Origin of the sequence: Cellulophaga omnivescoria (genome assembly GCF_001999725.1) — a bacterium.
In the GTDB taxonomy this organism is placed as follows: Bacteria; Bacteroidota; Bacteroidia; order Flavobacteriales; family Flavobacteriaceae; genus Cellulophaga; species Cellulophaga omnivescoria.
Window position 1 is genome coordinate 488,930 of sequence record NZ_MDDP01000010.1, and the last position, 22,586, is coordinate 511,515.

23 protein-coding genes are annotated in these 22,586 nt (G+C 32.8%); 11 read left to right on the forward strand and 12 right to left on the reverse strand.

Features of this window, described 5'->3' with window-relative positions; genetic code table 11:
- The first annotated feature begins 10 nt into the window (after positions 1-10).
- Positions 11-1,525: a GH3 auxin-responsive promoter family protein gene (locus BFJ87_RS07205; RefSeq protein ID WP_077402025.1), complete on the forward strand. Its 1,515-nt coding sequence runs from the start codon at positions 11-13 to the stop codon at positions 1,523-1,525.
- Between the two features lie 69 nt (positions 1,526-1,594).
- The gene (locus BFJ87_RS07210; RefSeq protein WP_077402028.1) at positions 1,595-2,185 is read left to right on the forward strand and encodes an alpha/beta fold hydrolase; all 591 of its coding nucleotides are present in this window, start codon (positions 1,595-1,597) and stop codon (positions 2,183-2,185) included.
- Between the two features lie 55 nt (positions 2,186-2,240).
- On the opposite strand, the gene clpX is transcribed toward BFJ87_RS07210, so the two are convergent.
- From clpX to BFJ87_RS07240, 6 genes are all read right to left on the reverse strand, one after another.
- Complete coding sequence (gene clpX / locus BFJ87_RS07215) at positions 2,241-3,476, reverse strand: ATP-dependent Clp protease ATP-binding subunit ClpX (protein WP_077402031.1); 1,236 nt, start codon at positions 3,474-3,476, stop codon at positions 2,241-2,243.
- A 47-nt stretch (positions 3,477-3,523) separates the two neighbouring features.
- On the reverse strand, positions 3,524-4,204 hold the full coding sequence (gene clpP / locus BFJ87_RS07220) for an ATP-dependent Clp endopeptidase proteolytic subunit ClpP (RefSeq protein ID WP_077402034.1): 681 nt from the start codon (positions 4,202-4,204) through the stop codon (positions 3,524-3,526).
- 203 nt (positions 4,205-4,407) lie between these two features.
- Positions 4,408-5,736, reverse strand: a complete 1,329-nt coding sequence (tig, locus tag BFJ87_RS07225) for a trigger factor (RefSeq protein WP_077402036.1) — start codon at positions 5,734-5,736, stop codon at positions 4,408-4,410.
- 99 nt (positions 5,737-5,835) lie between these two features.
- Entirely contained in the window at positions 5,836-6,186 is a 351-nt protein-coding gene (locus BFJ87_RS07230; RefSeq protein ID WP_077402039.1) for a phage holin family protein, read from the reverse strand.
- 20 nt (positions 6,187-6,206) lie between these two features.
- The gene (locus BFJ87_RS07235) at positions 6,207-6,977 is read right to left on the reverse strand and encodes an alpha/beta fold hydrolase (protein ID WP_077402042.1); all 771 of its coding nucleotides are present in this window, start codon (positions 6,975-6,977) and stop codon (positions 6,207-6,209) included.
- Entirely contained in the window at positions 6,977-7,690 is a 714-nt protein-coding gene (locus BFJ87_RS07240; RefSeq protein ID WP_077402045.1) for a pyridoxine 5'-phosphate synthase, read from the reverse strand. The genes BFJ87_RS07235 and BFJ87_RS07240 overlap by 1 nt, the downstream gene beginning before the upstream one ends.
- A 147-nt stretch (positions 7,691-7,837) precedes the next feature.
- Here BFJ87_RS07240 and BFJ87_RS07245 point away from each other — a divergent pair, with 147 nt between their 5' ends.
- The 8 genes from BFJ87_RS07245 (at position 7,838) to murI (ending at position 15,873) form a co-directional block, all read left to right on the forward strand.
- A complete protein-coding gene (locus tag BFJ87_RS07245) occupies positions 7,838-8,494 on the forward strand; it encodes a CBS domain-containing protein (RefSeq protein ID WP_077402047.1) in 657 nt (218 codons plus the stop codon).
- 4 nt (positions 8,495-8,498) lie between these two features.
- The gene (locus BFJ87_RS07250; RefSeq protein WP_077402049.1) at positions 8,499-9,380 is read left to right on the forward strand and encodes an NAD kinase; all 882 of its coding nucleotides are present in this window, start codon (positions 8,499-8,501) and stop codon (positions 9,378-9,380) included.
- A gap of 116 nt (positions 9,381-9,496) precedes the next feature.
- Positions 9,497-10,192 (forward strand): type IX secretion system protein PorG, encoded by a 696-nt coding sequence (porG, locus tag BFJ87_RS07255; protein ID WP_077402053.1) that lies wholly within the window; start codon positions 9,497-9,499, stop codon positions 10,190-10,192.
- Positions 10,193-10,201: 9 nt separating this feature from the next.
- Entirely contained in the window at positions 10,202-10,942 is a 741-nt protein-coding gene (locus BFJ87_RS07260; RefSeq protein WP_077402056.1) for an isoprenyl transferase, read from the forward strand.
- Positions 10,914-13,535, forward strand: coding sequence for a BamA/OMP85 family outer membrane protein (locus BFJ87_RS07265; protein WP_077402059.1), 2,622 nt, complete (start codon positions 10,914-10,916; stop codon positions 13,533-13,535). The genes BFJ87_RS07260 and BFJ87_RS07265 overlap by 29 nt, the downstream gene beginning before the upstream one ends.
- 101 nt (positions 13,536-13,636) lie before the next feature.
- Complete coding sequence (locus tag BFJ87_RS07270; RefSeq protein WP_077402062.1) at positions 13,637-14,422, forward strand: OmpH/Skp family outer membrane protein; 786 nt, start codon at positions 13,637-13,639, stop codon at positions 14,420-14,422.
- A gap of 55 nt (positions 14,423-14,477) precedes the next feature.
- On the forward strand, positions 14,478-14,987 hold the full coding sequence (locus BFJ87_RS07275) for an OmpH/Skp family outer membrane protein (RefSeq protein ID WP_077402065.1): 510 nt from the start codon (positions 14,478-14,480) through the stop codon (positions 14,985-14,987).
- A gap of 94 nt (positions 14,988-15,081) precedes the next feature.
- Positions 15,082-15,873, forward strand: a complete 792-nt coding sequence (gene murI / locus BFJ87_RS07280) for a glutamate racemase (protein ID WP_077402068.1) — start codon at positions 15,082-15,084, stop codon at positions 15,871-15,873.
- A gap of 8 nt (positions 15,874-15,881) precedes the next feature.
- On the opposite strand, the gene BFJ87_RS07285 is transcribed toward murI, so the two are convergent.
- The 6 genes from BFJ87_RS07285 to BFJ87_RS07310 all read right to left on the reverse strand — a co-directional run bounded on the left by BFJ87_RS07285 (position 15,882) and on the right by BFJ87_RS07310 (position 21,344).
- Complete coding sequence (locus tag BFJ87_RS07285; RefSeq protein ID WP_077402071.1) at positions 15,882-16,379, reverse strand: dihydrofolate reductase; 498 nt, start codon at positions 16,377-16,379, stop codon at positions 15,882-15,884.
- Between the two features lie 18 nt (positions 16,380-16,397).
- Positions 16,398-17,222: a thymidylate synthase gene (locus BFJ87_RS07290; RefSeq protein WP_077402074.1), complete on the reverse strand. Its 825-nt coding sequence runs from the start codon at positions 17,220-17,222 to the stop codon at positions 16,398-16,400.
- Positions 17,223-17,391: 169 nt separating this feature from the next.
- Positions 17,392-18,882 carry a NupC/NupG family nucleoside CNT transporter gene (locus BFJ87_RS07295; protein ID WP_077402255.1) on the reverse strand — a complete coding sequence of 497 codons (1,491 nt, stop codon included), beginning with the start codon at positions 18,880-18,882 and terminating at the stop codon, positions 17,392-17,394.
- Positions 18,883-18,901: 19 nt separating this feature from the next.
- A complete protein-coding gene (locus BFJ87_RS07300) occupies positions 18,902-19,534 on the reverse strand; it encodes a bifunctional nuclease family protein (protein ID WP_075695112.1) in 633 nt (210 codons plus the stop codon).
- A 92-nt stretch (positions 19,535-19,626) separates the two neighbouring features.
- Entirely contained in the window at positions 19,627-20,595 is a 969-nt protein-coding gene (locus BFJ87_RS07305) for an electron transfer flavoprotein subunit alpha/FixB family protein (RefSeq protein ID WP_077402077.1), read from the reverse strand.
- Between the two features lie 2 nt (positions 20,596-20,597).
- Positions 20,598-21,344: an electron transfer flavoprotein subunit beta/FixA family protein gene (locus tag BFJ87_RS07310; RefSeq protein ID WP_075695114.1), complete on the reverse strand. Its 747-nt coding sequence runs from the start codon at positions 21,342-21,344 to the stop codon at positions 20,598-20,600.
- A 169-nt stretch (positions 21,345-21,513) separates the two neighbouring features.
- Here BFJ87_RS07310 and BFJ87_RS07315 point away from each other — a divergent pair, with 169 nt between their 5' ends.
- Complete coding sequence (locus BFJ87_RS07315) at positions 21,514-22,491, forward strand: pyruvate dehydrogenase complex E1 component subunit beta (RefSeq protein ID WP_077402080.1); 978 nt, start codon at positions 21,514-21,516, stop codon at positions 22,489-22,491.
- The last annotated feature ends 95 nt before the right edge of the window (positions 22,492-22,586 follow it).

A 22,586-nucleotide genomic window follows, 5' to 3' on the forward strand; every position in this document is an offset into this window, starting at 1 on the left:
ATACCTAAAAATGTCAATACCTTTTGTTAATTCTATTGCTTCTTGGTTGCTTAAAAAGCGGTATCACCAGATAGAACTTTTTTTAAAATATCCTGCAGAGGTGCAGGAAGAAGTAATGTTTAAACTCTTAAGTATTGCTAAAGATACGGAAGTGGGGAGGCAATATAATTTTGCTACTATTACAAATTACAAAGAGTTTGCAGAGCGTTTGCCAATTGTTTCTTATGAAGAGATAGAGCCTTTAATAGAACGAACAAGAAAAGGGGAGCAAAACATTTTTTGGCCAACAAGTATAAAATGGTTTGCTAAAAGTAGCGGTACTACCAATGCCAAAAGTAAATTTATACCTGTTAGCTCAGAGGCTTTAGAAGACTGTCATTACAAATCTGGTAAAGATTTGCTGTGTTTATACCTTAACAATAATGAAAACTCTCAGTTGTTTACAGGAAAAAGTTTGCGCTTGGGTGGTAGTAAAGAGTTGTATGAAGATAACGGGAGTTTTTTTGGAGACTTATCTGCAATATTGATAGATAATATGCCTTTTTGGGCAGAAATGAGTAGCACACCAAGTAATAAGGTATCTTTAATGAGTGAGTGGGAAACCAAATTAAACGCCATTATTAACGAAAGTAAGTTAGAAAATGTAACTAGTTTGGCGGGTGTACCTTCATGGATGTTGGTATTACTAAATAATATGTTAGAGCAAACCGGAAAAAATCATTTGTTTGAAATTTGGGAAAATCTGGAGGTTTATTTTCATGGAGGTGTAAGTTTTAGTCCGTATAAAGACCAGTACAAGGCCTTGTTGCCTCGTAAGCAATTTAATTACTACGAAATATACAATGCATCTGAAGGTTTTTTTGCTATACAAGATAGAAACAATGCGGATGATTTACTTTTAATGCTAGATTATGGTATTTTTTATGAATTTATACCTATGGATGCTTATGGTTTAGAAGACCAAAAAGTAGTTGCTTTATGGGATGTAGAGTTACATAAAAATTATGCAATTGTAATTACCACAAATGCTGGTTTGTGGAGGTATAGAATAGGGGATACTATTAGGTTTACATCCTTAAATCCGTATAGAATTAAAATTACTGGTAGAACAAAACATCATATTAATGTTTTTGGCGAAGAGTTAATTATTGAAAATGCAGAGGAATCATTAAAAAAGGTGTGTAAAAAAACAAGTGCACAAATTAAAGACTATACAGTTGCGCCAATATTTATGGTAGGTAAAGAAAAAGGTGCACATGAATGGATTATAGAATTTAGAAAAGAGCCGCAGGATATTAACCATTTTACAGAATTGTTAGATAATGCTTTAAAATCTTTAAATTCTGATTATGAAGCTAAGCGTTACAATAATATAACACTTACTATGCCTAAAGTGCACAGTGCTAGAGAGAATCTTTTTTATGACTGGTTAAAAGATAGAAACAAACTGGGAGGGCAACATAAAATACCTAGATTGTCAAATAAAAGGGACTATATCGATGAATTGCTTCTAATGAACAAATAAATTGGTTTATTTACTGGTTATATATCATATTGCATATATAAACCTAACCAGTATATAAAACTATAAATTATGAATTCAGAAAGACTAGTTGTTTTGTCAGATATGTGGGGTCCAAAAAAAGGAATGTGGATTACATCATATTTAGCATATTTACAGCAGTATTATGATATAGAATATTATGATATTCAGGAGTTAGCAAATGTAAATTTGTTAAAACAAACCGAGAAAAATATACACAGCGCTTTTGTAGAAGGAGGTATTGATACTGCTGTATCTCATTTATTAAAAAAAGAAACTAAATCAGCTCACTACCTTGCTTTTAGTATGGGTGGTTCTATTGCTTGGAAGGCAAACTTAAAAGGATTACCAATGAAATCTTTGTACACAGTGTCTGCAACAAGAATACGTAAAGAAGTAGAGCGTGTAGATGTAGATGTAAAAATGCTTTTTGGAAGCAAAGATTTGTACAGGCCTTCTGTAAAATGGTCTGAAACTATTGGAGTAGATTTAGAAGTTGTAGATAATTATGGTCACGAGATGTACTCTGACTCAGAAATTATAAAAAAAGTAAGCTTAGATCTTTTAAAAAAAGTAATGGTAAAACCAGAACAGGTTAAGAAAGAGGCTAAGGTTAAAGTATTGGCAAAAAAAATATCCTAAAGCATACCTTTAGACCTTTAGGATATTTATAGTATAGTTTTAAAAAGCCGTTTTTTTATGAAACGGCTTTTAGCTTTTTAACTGTTTCATAAGATAACTTTTGTTCTGCATATTCTTGTGTTACTTTAAACTCTTTGTCTTGGCTACTTGGTAGCTCAAACATAGCGTCTGTAAAAATTGCTTCACACAAAGAACGCAGTCCCCTTGCGCCTAGCTTGTATTCAATTGCTTTAGAAACTACATAATCTAAGGCTTGGTCTGTTATAGAAAACTTAATGTCGTCCATAGCAAAAAGCTTCTCATATTGCTTTATAATTGCGTTTTTAGGTTCTGTAAGTATAGCACGTAACGTTTTTTCGTCTAACGGATTCATATGTGTTAACACTGGTAAACGGCCAATAATTTCAGGAATTAAACCAAATTCTTTTAAATCTTTTGGAATAATGTATTGTAAAATGTTAGTATTGTCTACGTTGTCCTCTAATTTAGATGCGCTGTAGCCTACTGCCTGCATATTTAGGCGTTTGGTTATTATACGTTCTATGCCGTCAAAAGCGCCACCAGCAATAAATAAGATGTTTTCTGTATTAACCTCTATAAATTTTTGATCAGGGTGTTTACGTCCTCCTTTTGGTGGTACATTAACAACAGTACCTTCTAAAAGTTTTAATAAACCTTGTTGCACGCCTTCGCCAGATACATCTCTAGTAATAGAAGGGTTATCGCTTTTACGAGCAATTTTATCAATCTCATCTATAAAAACAATGCCGCGCTCTGCTTTTTCTAAATTGTAGTCTGCAGCTTGTAAAAGGCGCGTTAGTAAACTTTCTACATCCTCACCAACATAACCAGCTTCTGTTAGTACAGTAGCGTCTACAATGGCTAATGGTACGTTAAGCATTTTGGCAATTGTTTTTGCCATTAATGTTTTTCCAGTACCGGTTTGCCCGGCCATAACAATGTTACTTTTTTGTATTTCTACATCGTCATCTGCGCTAGAAGGTTGTAATAATCTTTTGTAGTGATTGTATACTGCAACAGACATTACTTTTTTTGTACGTTCTTGTCCTATAATAAAAGTGTCTAAAAAGGCTTTTATTTCCATAGGTTTTTTAAGAACCAATTCTGCAGATAAACTGTCTGTTTTAGACTGTTTAGTGTCTTCTATAACAATGCCATATGCTTGCTCTATGCAACGGTCACAAATATGTGCGCCCTCACCAGCAATTAATATGTTTGTTTCTGCTTTGGTTCTTTTACAAAAAGAACATTCTAAATTTTCCTTTGCCATAAGTCTACTTCTTCTCTTTTAGAGTAAGGTGTTTATTAGTCGGTTTTTTAATTTTTTTCCCTTACTAATATTTCGTCTATCATACCGTAGGTTTTTGCTTCATCAGCTTTCATCCAGTAATCTCTGTCACTGTCATTACTAACCTTGTCAAAAGTTTGGCCAGAGTGTGTTGCTATAATATTGTACAACTCATCTTTTAGCTTTAATATTTCTCTAGCAGTAATTTCTATATCGCTAGCTTGCCCTTGTGCGCCACCTAATGGTTGGTGAATCATTACACGAGAGTGTGTTAAGCCACTACGTTTTCCTTTTTCTCCTGCGCATAATAATACGGCACCCATAGATGCAGCCATACCAGTACATATTGTTGCAACGTCTGGTTTTATAAATTGCATAGTGTCGTAAATACCTAAGCCAGCATAAACACTACCACCTGGAGAGTTAATATATATTTGAATGTCTTTAGATGCATCTGCACTTTCTAAAAACAATAATTGTGCTTGCACTATATTTGCAACTTGGTCATTAATACCAGTTCCTAAAAATATAATTCTATCCATCATTAATCTAGAGAAAACATCCATTGCAATGGCATTTAGTTGTCTTTCTTCAATAATGTTAGGCGTCATATTACTTGGGTACATTGTACTTAATATTTTATCATAGTACATGCTGTTTATCCCTTGGTCCTTTATGGCGTAGTTCTTAAATTCTTTTCCGTAGTCCATATGTAGTATTTGGTATTTTTAAATAAAAAAGGTGCCGAAAATTTATACTTTCGGCACCGTAAATATACTTATTTTTTTTAGTGACGACCTATAGTGTAATTTGCTTTTAAAGCTATTTGCTATAGTTTGATACTAAATTTAACGGAATTTTTTGTTTTACCATATATGTGCTAGTGTTTTTTTAACAATGCACAGGGTAAAATTTATTCTTTTCCGTAAACTTCTTTAATAAAATCGTCATAAGAAAGCTCCTTAACTTTAAGGTTTGCTTTTTCTTTGTAAAGCGTTAATAATTTTTGACTCATTAACTGCTCAGACAATCTTTTTACTTCATCTTGGTTAGACATAATTCTTGCTGCAATATTGTCTAATTCTTCTTCAGCAGGATTTAATTGTCCGTATTGTGCCATTTGAGACTTAATAAAACCTTTGGCAAATTCTTTTAGTTCGTCAAAATTTACCTGTAAATTGTTTTCTTGTATTATTTTACCTTCAATTAACTGGTAACGTAAACCTTTTTCAGATTTTTCAAATTCAGCAGCAGCTTCTTCTTCTGTTAATGGCTTTTCACCTGTCATTTGAATCCATTTTTTTAAGAATTCAGTAGGTAAATCAAACTTTACATTTTCAATAAAGTTTTCAGTAATGTCATTTAACAATTTTTGATCTGCTTGTTGCTCAAATTGCTTTTCTGTATCTTCTTTTATTTTTTCTCTAAGTTCTTTTTCAGAAGTAATTTTTTCTTCTCCAAATAACTTGTCAAACAACTCTTGGTTCATTTCTGCAGGCTCACGTTCGTTAATTTCTTCAATTGTAAACGTAACCTCTGTATTTAAATCAGCAGATTTATCAGCAGCTAAACCTAAAGCACTAGATAATTGGTAATCTTCTTTAAAAAGACCTTTGGTTTTTAATGTAACCACATCACCAACTTTTTTACCTACTAATGCATCTAAAGCTTTTTTAGCTTTAACATTGCTAAGTTCTATAGTTGTTTTGTTGTTAATTTCTTCTTCTTCGTTGGCAAAAACTCCAGTTACTTCATCTTTTTTAGATACTTCAGTTTTAGAGATAAGTTTTCCGTACTGCTTGCCAATACGTTCTACTTGCTCGTCTATCATTTTTTTATCTGCAACTATTTTATATTGAGTAATTGCTTTTTTAGTCTTAATTGGAGCTTCAAATTCTGGAGCTAAACCTAATTCAAATTCAAAATCTAGATTTTCTGCATCCCAGTTAAAGTCATCTTGTTGCTTAGGTAGCGGGTTACCAAGAACATCTAACTTTTCTTCAGTTAAGTATTTGTTTAGGTTGTCTTGTATAAGTTTGTTTACTTCGTCTACTAAAACAGCCTTACCGTATTGTTTTTTAATAAGGCCCATTGGTACATGTCCTTTTCTAAAACCTGGTATGTTTGCTTGCTTTCTATAATCGTTAAGAATTGCTTGTACCTTATCTTGGTAATCCTCTTTAGTGATAGCAACTTTCACAACTGCATTTAATGCATCAATCTGCTCTTTTGTAATATTCATTTCTTGAATCTGATTTTACTTAAATAAAATGGGCTGCAAAAATAGTACTTTTTAATTACGTCTACAACTTTTTAAATTGTTGTAATACAAAAGACTATGTTATTTTTCTTTATCTGTTTTTAAGACTGAAAATAATACGGATTGTAATAATGATAATAATAAGCTAAATACTATGGCCCACAGCCAACTATCTACAGTAAATCCTGTTACAAAATATCCGGCTAATTTTATTATGCAAGCGTTTATTATTAACAAAAATAGGCCTAGTGTAACTATTGTAACTGGTAAAGTTAGTATTACCAAAAGTGGTTTTATAAAAAAGTTTAAAAGGCTTAATACAATAGCAACAATTATTGCGGTAGTGTAAGTATCTACACCAATGCCAGGTAAAATTTTAGATAATACAACAACGGCAATAGCGCTTAATAATACACGTAGTATAGTTTTCATAGCTTAATGTATTTTATGGGTTAACTTTTTATAAAGGTAAGCGATTTTTCTAAGAATTCCTTAGGGTTTTCTGCGTGTAACCAATGTCCTGCATTGCTTATGGTTTGTATATCTGCCTTAGGAAAATGTGTTTTAATAATATCTGTGTCCATTGGAGATATGTACTCAGATTTGTCTCCTCTTAAAAACAATGTTGGTTTGTTGTATGTTGCAGATGCATCTATGTTTTCTCCAATTTGTTCCATACGTTCTGCTAAAACGTCTAAATTAAACCTAAAACCTAATGTTCCTTTTTCTACCCAATATAAATTTTTTAATAAAAATTGACGTACTCCTGCATTAGAAATGTGTTTAGCTAGCTCGTTACTAGCTTCTGTTCTAGAGGTAATTGTATTTAGGTTTAAAGCTTTAAGGCCATTAATTATTTCATGGTGGTGCGGTGGATAAAACTTTGGAGCAATATCTGCAATTAGTAATTTGCTAACCAAGTTTGGATAACTACATGCTAATTGCATAGCTGTTTTTCCTCCCATAGAATGGCCAAGAACAATGCAATTGTTTAAATTATACTCTGCAATATAGTCTTTAATGTCGTTTGCAAGAATGTCATAATTAAACTCGGTAGAGTGAAAACTTTTGCCGTGGTTGCGCTGGTCTATTAAATGTACTTGCAAACCCTCTTCTGCGTATTTGTTGCCAAGAGTTTTCCAATTATCAGACATTCCTAAAAATCCGTGTAAGATTAACAAAGGTTGTCCTTCTCCAAGTATTTTAGAATGTAGTGTAGGCATTATTTTAGTTTGTTAAGGTACATGTTTACTACGTTTTCTAGTCCTAGGTAAAGAGATTCGCTAATTAATGCGTGTCCAATAGATACCTCTAACAAATGCGGTACTTTTTCTTTAAAATAAGCTATGTTTTCTAAACTTAAATCGTGGCCAGCATTAATTCCTAAGCCTAGTTTATGAGCTAAAATTGCAGCATCTGTAAAAGGTTGTACTCCTGTTTTGTTGCCTTCTGCAAAAGCATCTGCGTAACTTTCTGTGTAAAGTTCTATGCGGTCTGTGCCAGTTTCAGCTGCTCCTTCAACCATTTTTAAGTCTGCATTTACAAAAATAGATGTTCTAATATTGTTTGCTTTAAAAGTAGCAATAACATCTTTTAAAAAATCTTTGTGTTTAACAGTGTCCCAACCAGCATTAGATGTAATTGCGTCTATGGCGTCTGGAACCAAAGTAACCTGTGTAGGTTGGGTTTCTAAAACTAAGTCTATAAACTTTTTAATAGGGTTACCTTCAATATTAAATTCTGTGGTAACAATATTTTTTAAATCTCGCGCATCTTGGTATCTAATGTGTCTTTCATCTGGTCTTGGATGTATAGTTATACCTTCTGCACCAAAAGCTTCTATATCTGTTGCAACTTTACATAAATTAGGAACATTGCCTCCTCTAGAGTTTCTTAAAGTGGCAATTTTATTTACGTTTACGCTTAATTTTGTCATTTTTATTTTGTTTAGCTACTGCAAAAATACAAATAAGGCATAGCTTTTGTTATTACTTTGTTAAGGTTTTTTATTTTTATTAAATGCCTTGTAATTTATAACCTAGGTCGAAAAAATTATTATTAATTTGCAGTAATATTTTAAGCTATGCAGATACAGTCTAACATATTAACAACAATTCCTACATTCTCTATAAACGATAGTATGGAAGGGGTAATTCGTTTTTTTAAAACAACTACTTTTTCGCACGTTGCAGTTGTAGATGATAATAGATTGATAGGTATGATTGCCGAAAACGATTTTAAATCCTTTGAAAAAGGTAAAAAAATTGAAGATTATAAATATCAATTAGAGAACTTTACAGTAAATTCTGATACCTCTTGGTTAGATGTTTTAGAAGTGTTTTCTAAAAATGATGCTAACATTTTACCTGTTTTAGATAAAGATGAAGCTTTTACGGGTTATTATGACTTAACAGATATTGTTGCTTTGTTTATTGGTACTCCTTTTTTTACCGAGCCAGGTGGAATTTTAGTGGTAGCAAAAGGTATGTCTGATTATTCTTTTAGTGAGGTTGCCCAAATAGTAGAGAGTAACAATGCAAAGTTGTATGGTGCTTTTATTACAGCAATAGAAAATGATGTTGTGCAAATTACATTAAAAGTAACCTCTGCCAATTTAAATGAAATTACACAATCTTTTAGGCGTTATAATTATAGTATTTTATTTGGTAATGATGATGATCTTTTTCTGCAAGATTTAAAAGAACGCTCTAACTATTTAGATAAATACTTAAACGTATAACTGTATGAAAGTTGCCATTTACGGACAAACTTATAATGATGATACTGTAGACTATGTGTTTGAGCTATTAAGTGAGTTAAAACTGCATAATGCGAGCATTAGTTTTGAAAGTGATTTTTACAAATTTATAACAGCCTCAAAAGAAATTGAAGATTTTTCAATTTTTACAGAAGATAGTGGTTTAGATGCATCTTTTGATATGTTTGTAAGTTTTGGAGGAGATGGTACAATTTTACGAGCCATTACTTTTGTTAAAGATTTAGGTATACCAATTGTTGGTGTTAATACGGGGCGTTTAGGGTTTTTGTCAACCTTTAAAAAAGAAGATGTAAAAAAAGTAGTGCAAGAGTTTGTGTCTAAGGATTATACTGTTGTAGATAGGAGTTTAGTGGCAGTAACCTCTAACGTAAATATACCAGAGTTTAACGCTATTAATTTTGCGCTTAATGAGGTAACAGTGAGCAGAAAAGACACTACATCTATGATAACTGTAGAGACCTTTTTAAATAATGAGTACTTAAACTCTTACTGGGCAGATGGTTTAATAGTATCTACGCCAACAGGTTCTACAGGCTACTCTTTAAGTTGTGGAGGTCCTGTAATTACCCCAACAGCAAAATCTTTGGTAATTACACCTATAGCACCGCATAACTTAAATGCAAGACCTTTAGTTATTTCTGATAATACTGTGGTAAAATTAAAAGTGTCTGGTAGAGAAAAAAACCATTTACTTTCTTTAGATTCTAGAATAGTTACCTTAGAAAACGGTACGGAAATAACTGTGAAAAAAGCAGACTTTACCGTCAAGTTAATAGAGTACACATCAGAAAGCTTTTTAAAAACCCTGCGCAATAAACTTTTGTGGGGAGAAGATAAGCGTAATTAATTGTTTGTTAAACAATAAATGTGCTATAAAACTGTTATTCAATGAAGAGAACAGAGGTGTAATAATAGGATTCTGCTAAAATCTAATATTATTATATTTGCAAACTTTTAGGATTTATGAGAATATTTATTGCTATTATATTATTTTTTATTTTAGGCAATGCCAGTGCGCAAACTTATGAAGTTGGTGTGCTAACTGGTGGTTTAAATAATATTGGTGACGTTGGTAGAACCAACTATATAAGTCCAAGCGGTTTTGCTTATGGCGGTATTTTTAAATGGAATAAAAGTAAACGTTATGCTTGGCGAGCTAGTATACTTCACGGAAAGTTTGTTGCAGACGATTTAAAGTCTGGTTTGGCATACAGGCAAAAAAGGCAATTAAAAATGGAGAATACTATTACAGAATTCTCTGCAGGTTTAGAGGTTAATTTTGTAGAGTACAATTTACACAAGTTGGGTCCTGCATTTACACCTTATTTATATACAGGTGTAACTTATTTTAGGTATGATTATAATTATTTTGAAGTTGGTTTTTTGCAAGATTTAGATCAGCGTGAAGGAGATTTTGCTATTCCAATGACAGTTGGTTTAAAGTATAGATTAAATCAATTTTTTATCTTAGGCGCCGAAATAGGTGCTAGATATACGTTTACAGACAATTTAGACGCTAGTAATCCAGAAAAAGCTAATGTTGCAACCCTTATAGATCCTAAGTTTGGAAATATTTTTAGTGATGATTGGTATGTTTTTTCAGGTTTTACGTTAACTTACACCTTTGGTAGAAAACCGTGCTCAGATTGTTTTGAGTAAATTATACTTATGGATACTATAGAAGATTTAAATAAAGAAAATATTCCAGATCATTTAGCCATTATTATGGATGGTAATGGCAGATGGGCAAAACAAAAAGGTAAACTGCGTATTTTTGGACATGAAAATGGCGTAAAAACAGTGCGTAGAGTAGTAGAAAATTGCGCTAAGCTTGGTGTAGGTTACTTAACATTGTATACTTTTTCTACAGAAAACTGGAATAGACCTAAGTTAGAAGTAGATACGCTTATGCGTATTTTGGTGTCTTCTTTAAAGAAAGAAGTTAAAACTCTTAACAAAAACAACATAAAACTTAACGCAATAGGAAACCTAAGTTTATTACCTGCAAAAGCTGGTGAAGAACTAAAGAATGTAATGTCAAAAACCTCGGTAAATACTGGTATGACACTAACATTGGCGTTAAGCTATGGTTCTAGGGATGAGATTAGAACAGCTGTTCAGGAAATTAGTATCAAAGTTAAAAATAATATAATTTCTCCCGAAAATATTGATGAAATCATTATTAATAACCATCTTTACACGCAAAATTTACCAGACGTAGATTTACTTATAAGAACTAGCGGTGAACACCGTATAAGTAATTTTTTACTTTGGCAAATAGCGTATGCAGAACTGTACTTTACAGATGTTCTTTGGCCAGACTTTAAAGAGCATCATTTAGTAGACGCAATTAAAAATTATCAGAACAGAGAACGAAGATTTGGAAAAACTAGCGAACAACTCAACTAACACAACCAAAAGAACCATTACTTTTGGTTCTATTATTACCATCCTTTTTCTTTTTACAAACCTTATTGCTTTTGGGCAAGAGGCATCTTATGAAGATGGTAAAAAGTATATTTTAGGAGGTTTAGAAATTACAGGGGTAAAAAGTTACAACGAGCAAACTGTAATAACATTTACCGGTCTTAGGGTTGGGCAGCCAATAACACTTCCTGGAGAAGAAATTAGTGCTGTAATTAATAAATTATGGGCTTTAGAACTTTTTAGTGATATCAATTTTTATATTACAGATATTAAGGGAGAAGAAGTATTTTTAGAACTTAATATCGTAGAGCGCCCTACGCTTACAGATGTTACTGTATACGGAGTAAAAAAACGTAAGGTAGCAGATATAATAAATGATACAGACCTTAAAAAAGGAAAGAAAATAACACAAAGTCTTATTAATAACACAGAGAACTACTTAAAAAATAAGTACAAAAAACAAGGGTACTTAAATACTAAAGTAAACATTGCTACTGCTGTAGATACATCAGAAACCAATGCTCAAAAAATGGTTATTAATATTAAAAAAGGCGAAAAAGTAAAAATTAGTGACATTACTTTTAATGGCAATAGCCAGTTAGCTGATAAAAAATTGCGTAAGGCTCTTAAAAAAACTAAAAAGAAGAAGTTTTACCGTTTCTGGAAAAAATCTAAATATATAGAAGAAGATTATAAAAACGATTTAACTGCATTGGTAGAGAAATATGCAGAAAACGGATTTAGAGATGCAAGAGTAATTTCTGATACTATTACTAATGTTAATGATAATAACATTAAAATTAATATTAATGTAGAAGAGGGTAACAAGTACTACTTTGGAGATATAGATTTTGTTGGTAATACAGTTTATCCGGACGTAATTTTAAGTAGAGCCTTAGGTATCAAAAAAGGTAGTACGTATAATGGTGTATTATTAAAGAAAAGAATTTCTGATAATACGAAACCAGATCCAAACGATTTAACAAGTTTATATCAAAATAATGGATATATGTTTTCTACAATTAACCCAGTAGAGGTTTCTGCAGAAAATGATACTATAAATTTTGAAATAAGAATTATAGAAGGTAAGGAAACCTTTTTAGACCACGTTACTGTAACAGGAAACGACAAAACAAACGACCATGTTATATTTAGGGAGCTAAGAACTCGTCCTGGTCAAAAATATAATAAAGCAGATATTATTAGAAGTATTAGAGAATTAGGTGCTCTTGGTTATTTTGATGCAGAAAGTATTAAACCGGATGTTCTTAACCCTAACCCAGACGCTGGTACTGTAGATATTAATTATAATGTTTTAGAGGCTGGTTCTAGTCAAATTGAATTACAAGGTGGCTACGGTGGCGGTGGTTTTATAGGTACATTAGGACTGTCTTTTAGTAACTTTTCTTTAAAAAATATTTTTAATAAAGATGCTTATGTTCCTGTACCAATGGGAGACGGACAAACATTTTCTATTAGGTTACAAGCTAGTAGAACTTACAGAGTATATAGTTTTAACTTTTCTGAGCCTTGGCTAGGAGGTAAAAAACCTGTGCAGTTTAATATGTCTTTGTCTAGAACGCAGCAATTTGCTTATGACTATCAAGAAAGAGAAGTAGATAAAGGCAGACAGTTTTCAATATCTAGTATTTCTGTAGGTTTAGCTAAAAGGTTAAAGTGGCCAGATGACTTTTTTGTGGCCTCTCACTCTTTAGCATACCAATTATATGATTTTAAAGATTACAATATAGGTTTGTTTAATTTTGGTAATGGTTCTGCAAATTCATTTTCTTATACGTTTGGTTTGTCTAGAGAATCTTTAGCAGGTGGTAAAATATTTCCGCGTGGTGGATCTAGTTTCCAATTTAAATTTAAAGCAACACCACCTTATTCATTATTTTCAGATAAAGATTATAAAGGGTTAAAAGAGGAAAGTGATGAGTTACAAGAAGCACGTACAACCAGAAATTTAACTGCTTATGAGCAAACTCGATTAGAGGAAATTGAGGAAGATAGATTTAAGTGGTTGGAATTTTATAAGGCTAGTTTTAAAGGAGATTGGTATACAACTTTAACAGGAGATTTAGTTTTACGTACTAATGCAGAATTTGGTTTCTTGGGTAATTATAATAATGATATAGGTAATGTTCCTTTTGAGCGTTACTTTGTTGGAGGTGATGGTTTAGGTAACTTTACTTTAGACGGAAGAGAAACAATACAATTAAGAGGATATGAGAACCAATCTTTAACACCCGTTATTGCTAGTTCTAATGAGCAAGAAGGTGGTGTGGTTTATAATAAATTCTCTATGGAACTAAGATATCCTATAACATTAAAGCCTTCTGCATCTATTTATGCACTAGGATTTTTAGAAGGAGGTAACTCTTTCAGCAATTTTACTGAATTTAATCCGTTTGAAATAAAACGATCGGCCGGAGTAGGGTTGCGCATATTTATGCCAGCTTTTGGTCTATTGGGAATTGACTTTGGTTATGGGTTTGACAAGGATAACTTGCCAACCTCTACTGAACCAAGTGGATGGCAGACGCACTTCATCATTGGTCAGCAGTTTTAATTACAAAGAATATTTCTAATTTACCATATATTAATAAGCTTGTTTTTGGGTAATTAATATTTTTGGCACGATATTTTCTATGTATTAAAACGATAAACAAAATGAAAACAAAAGTTCTTTTAATTGTAACTACGTTGCTACTGTCAACTAGTATTTTTGCTCAAAGGGGTGTTAGGATTGCCTATGTAGATATGGAATACATTTTAGAAAATGTAGAAGAGTACAGAGAGGCAACCGAACAACTAGCTAGTAAAGTAGAAAAATGGAAACTAGAAATTGAAGGTGAAAAAAAGGAAATCTTTGATATGAGGCAAACACTGCTTGCTGAAAAAGTTTTATTAACAAATGAGTTAATAGAAGAGCGAGAAGAAGAAATTGCTTTATTAGAAAAAGAAATGTTGCAATACCAGCAAGATAGATTTGGTCCACAGGGAGACTTGGTCATGCAAAAATTAAGGTTGGTGCAGCCAATACAAGATCAGGTTTTTAGTGAAGTTCAAAAAATTGGACAAAATAAAAATTACGATTTTATTTTTGATAAATCTGCAGATGTTGTAATGTTGTATGCAGAGAAAAGAAATGACATTAGTGAGCTAGTACTTAGAGCAATTTCCAGAACCAGAAAAATTAGTGCACCTAAAAAAAGCGCTAGAAGTAGATTTGATGATGAGGAAGAAGAAAAACCAATTACAGAAGCTTTAAGGATTAGACAAGAGCAAGCCAAAGAAGCAGATGCGGCAAGAGCTAAAAGTGCAGAAGAGAAAAGAGCAGAGCAGTTAAAATTAAGAGAGGAACGTAAAAAAGCATACGAGGCTAGAAGAAAAAAGTTATTAGAAGAAAAAGCAGCTAAACAAAAGAAAACCAAAGAAGAAAAAGACAATAATTAAAAAGGTCTATACACTAAAATTAACTAAATACTTAAATTAACATTCAATTACTATTATGAAACATTTAAAGAAAATAGCAGTAGCATTAGTATTATTTGTGGCTACAACGGCATTTGTAAACGCACAGTCTAAAGTTGCGCATATTAATGTACAACAGTTGTTACAAGAGATGCCTGCAATGAAGCAAGCAGATGCAGAATTAAAAAAATTAAATGAAACTCTTGGGGCAGATATCCAAGCGAGTGTTACAGAAGCTAGAAACAAGGCTACGCAATACCAAAATGAAGCAGCTTCTAAAACAGCAGAAGAAAATGCTAAAAGAGAACAGGAAATAATGACGTATCAAAAAACTATTCAAACTGCACAGCAAGCGGCGCAGCAAGAATTACAAAAAAAGCAACAAGAATTGTTGGCTCCAATACAAGAGTCTGCAATGAAAGCTATAGAGAAAGTAGCAGCTGCTCAAGGATATGACTACGTAATTGATGCTAGTCCAGGTGCGGGTCTACTTGTGTCTAAAGGAAAAGATCTTTTAGCAGACGTAAAAAAAGAATTAAAATTCTAATTTACTAGACTTTATTATTACAAAGGCTGTGCATTTTTGCACAGCCTTTTTTGTTTATTTGTGTTATATTTAAGTTTATAAATTTTATAGTTAAATGCAAAGCAATCCTATTGGTGTTTTTGATTCGGGAGTTGGTGGTACGTCTATTTGGAAGGAAATTCATAAATTACTTCCGTTAGAAAATACGATTTACCTGGCGGATAGTGCTAATGCTCCTTATGGAGAAAAATCTACTGAGGAAATTATTCAATTAAGTGTTAAAAATACAGAGCTTCTACTAAGTTATAACTGTAAGTTAATTGTAGTGGCTTGTAACACGGCAACTACTAATGCAATTAAGTATTTAAGGAATACGTATGCTGATGTTTCTTTTATTGGTATTGAGCCTGCAATAAAACCAGCTGTTTTACAGTCTAATTCTAAAACTGTAGGCGTATTGGCAACTAAAGGTACGTTGTCTAGTAGTTTGTTTCATAGTACCGTTAAAAGTCACGCAGAAGGCATTAAAATAATTGAAAAAGAAGGTAAGGGATTGGTTCCTTTAATAGAAGCTGGTAAGGCTTCTTCTAAGGAAACAAAAACCTTATTAAAAACTTTTTTGGCTCCAATGCTAGCGCATAATATAGATTATCTTGTTTTGGGTTGTACACATTACCCTTATTTAGTGCCTGTTTTAAAAGAGTTGCTTCCAAAGCACGTAAATATTATAGATTCTGGTGAGGCAGTGGCTAGGCAAACTAAAGCGGTTTTAACAAAGAATAGTTTGTTAAATACACTAAACAATAAAAGCTCTCATAGGTTTTATACAAACGCAGATGTACCTATCTTAAAGTCATTTTTGACAGAAGTAAAGTCGACTATTAATGTTGTTTATTTAGACTTTTAAAAATCCAATTAGCATTTGCGTACATATGTTAAATATGTAAAATCTAATTTGTGTTTTTCATCTTTTGGGTGGTATTCTTCAAAAACCACTTCCCAATTATTTTTATTTAATTCAGGAAAAAATGTATCGGCATCAAACTCTGTATGTACTCTTGTAAGTTCAATTTTATGTGTGTATTCTAACGCTAATTTGTAAATTTCACCACCTCCAATTATGTAAACTAGCTCGTTATCTTTGGTAATTTTTAAAGCATCTTCTAAAGAGTGTACAACCACACAATTATTATAATTTATAGTGTAGCTTTTGTCCCTTGTAATTACAATGTGCTTTCTGTTTGGTAATGGTTTAGGAAAACTTTCAAAAGTTTTTCTCCCCATAACAATTGGGTTGCCTGTAGTAAGTTTTTTAAAGCGTTTAAAATCATCTGGCAAATGCCAAAGCAAATCATTGTCTTTTCCTAGGGCATTATTTTCTGCAGCAGCTGCAATGGCTATTATTTTTTGCACAACTTGTAATTTATAAAATTATATAGCTACTTTTCCTTTAATGTGTGGGTGTGGGTCATAACCTTCTAATACAAAATCATCAAAAGTAAAATCAAAAATATTTTTTACTTCTGGGTTTAATTTCATTACAGGTAATTGCCTAGGTTCTCTACTTAACTGCAATTCTACTTGATCTAAATGATTGTTGTAAATGTGTGCATCTCCAAAAGTGTGAATAAAGTCTCCTGCTTCATAACCGCAAACTTGCGCCATCATCATAGTAAATAATGCATAAGATGCAATATTAAATGGTACGCCTAAAAAGATATCTGCGCTTCTTTGGTACAATTGGCAAGATAATTTACCATCTGCCACATAAAACTGAAAAAATGCGTGACAAGGGGGTAATGCTGCTTTGCCATTTGCTACATTTTCAGAAAAAGAAACAGAGGTGTCTGGTAAAACACTAGGATTCCAAGCTGTAACTAGCATTCTTCTGCTGTTAGGATTGTTTTTTAGTGTTTCAATAACTTCTTTTATTTGGTCTATGTCTTCACTATTCCAATTACGCCATTGGTGCCCGTAAACAGGACCTAAATCTCCGTTTTCATCAGCCCACTCGTTCCAAATTCTTACTCCATTTTCTTGTAGGTAGGCTATATTGGTGTCTCCCTTTAAAAACCAAAGTAACTCATAAATAATAGATTTTAAATGCAGCTTTTTTGTGGTTACCATAGGAAAACCTTTGCTAAGGTCAAAACGCATTTGGTGTCCAAAAACACTAATTGTGCCTGTTCCAGTACGGTCACTTTTTTGGTTGCCGGTCTCTAATACGTGTTTAAGTAAGTCGTGATATTGTTTCATTTTAAAGCAGCATCTTTCTTCTGTTTAATGCAAACAGAAATTGTTTAGTCTTATGTAAAAATAAGTAATTAAATAATAACTAATAGTATAATAAGTTCTGAATAATGATTTAATCATATATCCAAAACTTATTAATTAACTTGTGAATTTATTGTGTTTTAGGTTGATTTTAACCTAATATCATACCTGCAATTGTTGCCGAAAGTAAAGAGGCTATAGAACCGCCTAAAACAGCTTTAAGTCCTAATTCTGATAATGTTTTTCTTTGTTTTGGAGCTAAAGATCCAATCCCGCCAATTTGTATGCCAATAGAAGCAAAGTTTGCAAACCCGCAAAGCATATATGTGGCCATTAAAATAGATTTATTATAGGTAAAATGTGTGTCGTTTGCGGCGTTTTTAAGAGCGGCAAGTTGTGTGTAGCCAATAAATTCGCTAGCAGCCAATTTAACACCTAATAATTGACCCATTAGCATAATGTCTTCTTTTGCTACACCTATTAGCCACATTAATGGGGCAAAAATGTATCCTAAAATAAATTCTAATGACAGGCTGTCATATTGGTCGTGGTTGTTGTCAATTATTGTATTAAGAGATGTAAAATGCCAAGATATGTTTAAAGAGTCAATAGTAAAACCATCAAAACTTGCAGCGCCACCTAAAATACCATTAATCATTGCTATTAATGCAACAAATACTAAAAGCATTGCTCCTACATTTACAGCTAACTTTAGGCCTTCTGTTGTTCCGTTGGCAATGGCATCTAATATGTTAGCGCCTATTTTATCTTGAGAAACGTGTACGTCTGTGTCTACTACTTCTGTTTGTGGATACAATATTTTGGAAATTACGATTGCACCAGGTGCTGCCATTACAGAGGCAGCTAGTAAGTGCTTGGCAAAAAGTAGTCTTAAAACTTCATCACTTCCGCCTAGAAAACCAATGTAAGCTGCTAAAACTGCACCAGCAACTGTAGCCATACCACCAACCATAACTAATAATATTTCAGACTTATTCATTTTTTCTAAATAAGCTTTTATTAGTAGTGGAGCTTCAGTCTGTCCTAAAAATATATTACCAGCTACAGATAAACTTTCTGCGCCAGAAATACCAAGGGTTTTGGACAGTAACCAGGCTAGCGCTTTTACTACTTTTTGTATTATTCCTAAGTAAAACAATACAGAAGTTAGCGCAGAAAAGAATATAATAGTTGGTAAAACTTGAAAAGCAAATATGAATCCAAATTTGTCCATATCTGTGACCAATCCCTCAAATAAAAACTTACTTCCTTTGGTTGTAAATTCTAGGATGCTTACAAATACTTGGCCTATTTTGTCAAAAACCGTAGCTATAAAATTTACTTTCAATACACCAATAGCAATTATAAGTTGTAAGCCTAAACCAATACCAACAGTCTTCCAATTAATTGCTTTACGATTAGCGCTAAACAAAAAGGCTATAAGTATTAAAACAACCATACCTAATAACCCTCTTATGAGGCTATTTAGTGTAAAACCTTCATTATCTATAATTGGGTTGGTAATATTGTTTGTTGTTGTTTCAATAGCTTGTGTAGCTACTTGAGCAGGTATTGAATCCTGAGCTATTGATGGGAGTATAGCAAAAAAAGCAATGAGGAAAATCCAGCAACTTTTTTTCATAATAAATTTTGTGTAAGTGTTATTTTCTTTTTGAGATTTCATCCCGTAGTTTGGCAGCTTTTTCATAATCTTCATTGGCAACTGCCTTGTTAAGTTCTTCGTGAAGCTCACTTAAATTTAATTCTCTGTAAGCATCAGAAGGGTTAGATTCTATTTCTACGGTTTCGCTTTCTTGTAGAATTTCATCAACCATTATACTATCATCTTTGTCCTTGTCCTCATCTTCTTCTTTAGATGAAAATTTTAAGAAAATACCAGCTTTATCCAGAATGGTTTTGTACGTAAATATAGGTGCGTCAAAACGGAGTGCTAATGCAATTGCATCGCTAGTTCTGGCGTCAATAATCTCCTCTACCATATCTCTTTCGCAAATAATGCTAGAGTAAAAAACACCATCTACTAACTTGTGTATAATTACTTGTTTAATAACAATGGCAAATCTATCTGCAAAATTTTTAAAAAGATCGTGGGTTAGTGGTCTTGGTGGCTTAATTTCTTTTTCTAGTGCAATAGCAATAGATTGTGCTTCAAAAGCACCAATAACAATAGGTAGTTTTCTATCGCCCTCAACCTCATTAAGTATAAGTGCGTAGGCGCCATTTTGCGTTTGGCTATAAGAAATTCCTTTTATTTTTAATCGTACTAAACTCATATAAACTTTTAAAATTACTAAGGGCTGTTTAAATAAAAGGGTTTTACCTTGTATTTAAACAGCCCTTTAGTATGGGCACAATTTATAAAAAATTAAGCGTTTTGGGCTTTAAATTCTTTTAATTTTTCAATTAAGGTAGGAACCACCTCAAAAGCGTCACCAACAATACCGTAATCTGCAGCCTTAAAGAAAGGAGCTTCTGGGTCTGTATTTATAACAACTTTTACTTTAGAGGCGCTAATACCAGCTAGGTGTTGTATAGCTCCAGAAATACCAATAGCAATGTATAAATTACTTGCTACAGGTTTACCTGTTTGTCCTACGTGCTCGCTGTGAGGTCTCCATCCTAAATCTGATACTGGTTTAGAACAAGCTGTTGCAGCACCAAGTACATCTGCTAATTCTTCTATCATTCCCCAGTTTTCTGGACCTTTTAAACCTCTACCACCAGATACAACTACATCTGCGTCTGCAATAGTAGCTTTACCAACTACTTTGTCTATTTCTATAGATTTTGTAGAAAAGTCTGCATCAGTAATTGCAGGAGAAAAATCTTCTACACTTGCAGAAGTCGTATTTTCTTTAGCTCCAAAAGCATTATTAGATACACCTATAACTTTAACATCTGTGTCTATAGTTGTGTGTGCAAAACCTTTGTTGCTAAATACTGTTCTTTTTACTTTTAAAGGAGAAGTACTTTCTGGTGCTTCTACCACATTTGGTGTGTAGCCAGCTTTTAATTTTGCGGCTACTATAGGAGCTAAAAATTTACTATCTGTACTAGAGCCAATAATAACAACCTTAGCTGTTTCTTTCTCTGCTGCCTCGGTTAATGCGTGTGCATACGCCTTTGCATTAAAAGTTTTTAGAGTGTCATTGCTAATATTTAACACTTTAGTAACACCGTAGTTACCTAGGCTATCATTGTTATCTGCGTTAAAAGACACAGCGGTAACAGTTGTGCCTAATTGTTGTGCTACTGCATAAGCGTAAGAAGCTACTTCAAAAGCACTCTTTTTAAATTTTCCGTTTTCTGATTCTGTATATACTAAAACTGACATAATTAGATTGCTTTTGCTTCGTTATGTAATAAGTTAATTAACTCGTCTATGTTATCTGCATCAACTAGTTTAACAGCCCCTTTTGCAGCAGGTTTGTCAAAACTAACGTCATTTGTTGCGCTTTCTGCACCAGTTGGTTCTACTACAGTTAATGCTTTTTTACGAGCCATCATTATACCTCTCATGTTAGGTATTCTTAAATCACTTTCTTCTACTAACCCTTTTTGACCTCCAATAACTAAAGGTAATGAAGTGCTAATTTTTTCTTTACCACCATCTATTTCTCTAGTTGCGGTAACAGTATCACCATCAATTTCTAAACCAGTACAAGTGTTTACAAAGTTCATGTCTAATAAGGTAGCAATCATACCTGGTACCATACCACCGTTGTAGTCAATAGACTCACGACCAGCAATTACTAGGTCATAACTTCCGTTTTTAATTACTTCGGCTAATTGTTGTGCTACAAAAAAACCATCAGTAGGTTCTGCGTTAACACGTATTGCTTCATCAGCACCAATTGCTAATGCTTTTCTTATTGTAGGTTCTGTTGTTGCGGTACCAACATTCACAACATGTACAGTTGCTCCTTGTTTTTCTTTAAACCACATTGCTCTTGTAAGACCAAATTCATCATTTGGATTAATTACAAATTGTACACCGTTTGTATCAAACTTAGTATCTCCTTCTGTAAAGTTAATTTTAGAAGTAGTGTCTGGTACGTTACTTATGCAGACTAATATTTTCATCTTTTATCAATTTTATAATAACTTGGCTAAGATACCAATAAAATTTCTAATTTACTATGCATGCATAATAAATTTTATCGTTTTTTTGCCAGTATGTTAACTGTAATTGAAAGATTATTTCCTATTTTTGCTAGCGTTTTTATCGATTATAATAATTTATTCCACATAAATGAAAACATTACAGTTTAGAGAGGCTATTGCTGAGGCTATGTCTGAAGAGATGCGAAAAGATGAATCTATCTATTTGATGGGTGAAGAAGTAGCTGAGTATAATGGTGCTTACAAAGCATCTAAAGGTATGTTAGATGAATTTGGTGCAAAAAGAGTAATAGATACTCCAATTTCTGAATTAGGCTTTGCTGGTATTGCTATTGGTTCTGCAATGAACGGAAATAGACCTATAGTTGAGTTTATGACATTTAACTTTTCTTTAGTTGGTATAGACCAAATTATTAACAACGCGGCAAAAATTAGACAAATGTCTGGTGGGCAATTTAATTGTCCTATTGTTTTTCGTGGGCCTACTGCTTCTGCAGGTCAGTTAGCAGCTACACACTCACAAGCTTTTGAGAGCTGGTATGCAAATTGTCCTGGTTTAAAAGTTGTTGTGCCGTCTAACCCTATGGATGCAAAAGGTTTATTAAAGGCAGCTATACAAGATGATGATCCAGTAATTTTTATGGAGTCTGAGCAAATGTATGGAGACAAAGGTGAAGTTCCAGAAGGTGAGTATACATTGCCTTTAGGTGTTGCTGATATTAAAAGAGAAGGTACAGATGTTACCATAGTTTCTTTTGGTAAAATTATAAAAGAAGCATACACTGCTGCAGATGAACTAGCTAAAGAAGGTATAAGCTGTGAAATTATAGATTTAAGAACTGTAAAACCTTTAGATTATGATACAGTTTTAAATTCTGTTAAAAAAACAAACAGATTAGTAGTGTTAGAAGAAGCATGGCCTTTTGGTAACGTTGCTACAGAAATTACATACCATATACAGTCTAATGCATTTGATTATTTAGATGCACCTGTAGAAAGAATTAATACAGCAGATACACCTGCTCCTTATTCGCCTGTTTTATTAGAAGAATGGTTACCTAATCATAAAGACGTTATTAAAGCGGTTAAAAAGGTTATGTATAAGTAAAATTTTAGTTTTGCTAAAGAACTAAAGCTTTGTCTGTTACGGCAAGGCTTTTTTCTTTTTTTAAAGACTTTAGTGTAGGGTTGCTTTTAAGAGTT

Coding starts and splice junctions, on each gene's coding strand:
- BFJ87_RS07205 (WP_077402025.1), top strand. CDS start 11: ATGTCAATACCTTTTGTTAATTCTATTGCTTCTTGGTTGCTTAAAAAG.
- BFJ87_RS07210 (WP_077402028.1), top strand. CDS start 1,595: ATGAATTCAGAAAGACTAGTTGTTTTGTCAGATATGTGGGGTCCAAAA.
- clpX (WP_077402031.1), bottom strand. CDS start 3,476: ATGGCAAAGGAAAATTTAGAATGTTCTTTTTGTAAAAGAACCAAAGCA.
- clpP (WP_077402034.1), bottom strand. CDS start 4,204: ATGGACTACGGAAAAGAATTTAAGAACTACGCCATAAAGGACCAAGGG.
- tig (WP_077402036.1), bottom strand. CDS start 5,736: ATGAATATTACAAAAGAGCAGATTGATGCATTAAATGCAGTTGTGAAA.
- BFJ87_RS07230 (WP_077402039.1), bottom strand. CDS start 6,186: ATGAAAACTATACTACGTGTATTATTAAGCGCTATTGCCGTTGTTGTA.
- BFJ87_RS07235 (WP_077402042.1), bottom strand. CDS start 6,977: ATGCCTACACTACATTCTAAAATACTTGGAGAAGGACAACCTTTGTTA.
- BFJ87_RS07240 (WP_077402045.1), bottom strand. CDS start 7,690: ATGACAAAATTAAGCGTAAACGTAAATAAAATTGCCACTTTAAGAAAC.
- BFJ87_RS07245 (WP_077402047.1), top strand. CDS start 7,838: ATGCAGATACAGTCTAACATATTAACAACAATTCCTACATTCTCTATA.
- BFJ87_RS07250 (WP_077402049.1), top strand. CDS start 8,499: ATGAAAGTTGCCATTTACGGACAAACTTATAATGATGATACTGTAGAC.
- porG (WP_077402053.1), top strand. CDS start 9,497: ATGAGAATATTTATTGCTATTATATTATTTTTTATTTTAGGCAATGCC.
- BFJ87_RS07260 (WP_077402056.1), top strand. CDS start 10,202: ATGGATACTATAGAAGATTTAAATAAAGAAAATATTCCAGATCATTTA.
- BFJ87_RS07270 (WP_077402062.1), top strand. CDS start 13,637: ATGAAAACAAAAGTTCTTTTAATTGTAACTACGTTGCTACTGTCAACT.
- BFJ87_RS07275 (WP_077402065.1), top strand. CDS start 14,478: ATGAAACATTTAAAGAAAATAGCAGTAGCATTAGTATTATTTGTGGCT.
- murI (WP_077402068.1), top strand. CDS start 15,082: ATGCAAAGCAATCCTATTGGTGTTTTTGATTCGGGAGTTGGTGGTACG.
- BFJ87_RS07290 (WP_077402074.1), bottom strand. CDS start 17,222: ATGAAACAATATCACGACTTACTTAAACACGTATTAGAGACCGGCAAC.
- BFJ87_RS07295 (WP_077402255.1), bottom strand. CDS start 18,882: ATGAAAAAAAGTTGCTGGATTTTCCTCATTGCTTTTTTTGCTATACTC.
- BFJ87_RS07300 (WP_075695112.1), bottom strand. CDS start 19,534: ATGAGTTTAGTACGATTAAAAATAAAAGGAATTTCTTATAGCCAAACG.
- BFJ87_RS07305 (WP_077402077.1), bottom strand. CDS start 20,595: ATGTCAGTTTTAGTATATACAGAATCAGAAAACGGAAAATTTAAAAAG.
- BFJ87_RS07310 (WP_075695114.1), bottom strand. CDS start 21,344: ATGAAAATATTAGTCTGCATAAGTAACGTACCAGACACTACTTCTAAA.
- BFJ87_RS07315 (WP_077402080.1), top strand. CDS start 21,514: ATGAAAACATTACAGTTTAGAGAGGCTATTGCTGAGGCTATGTCTGAA.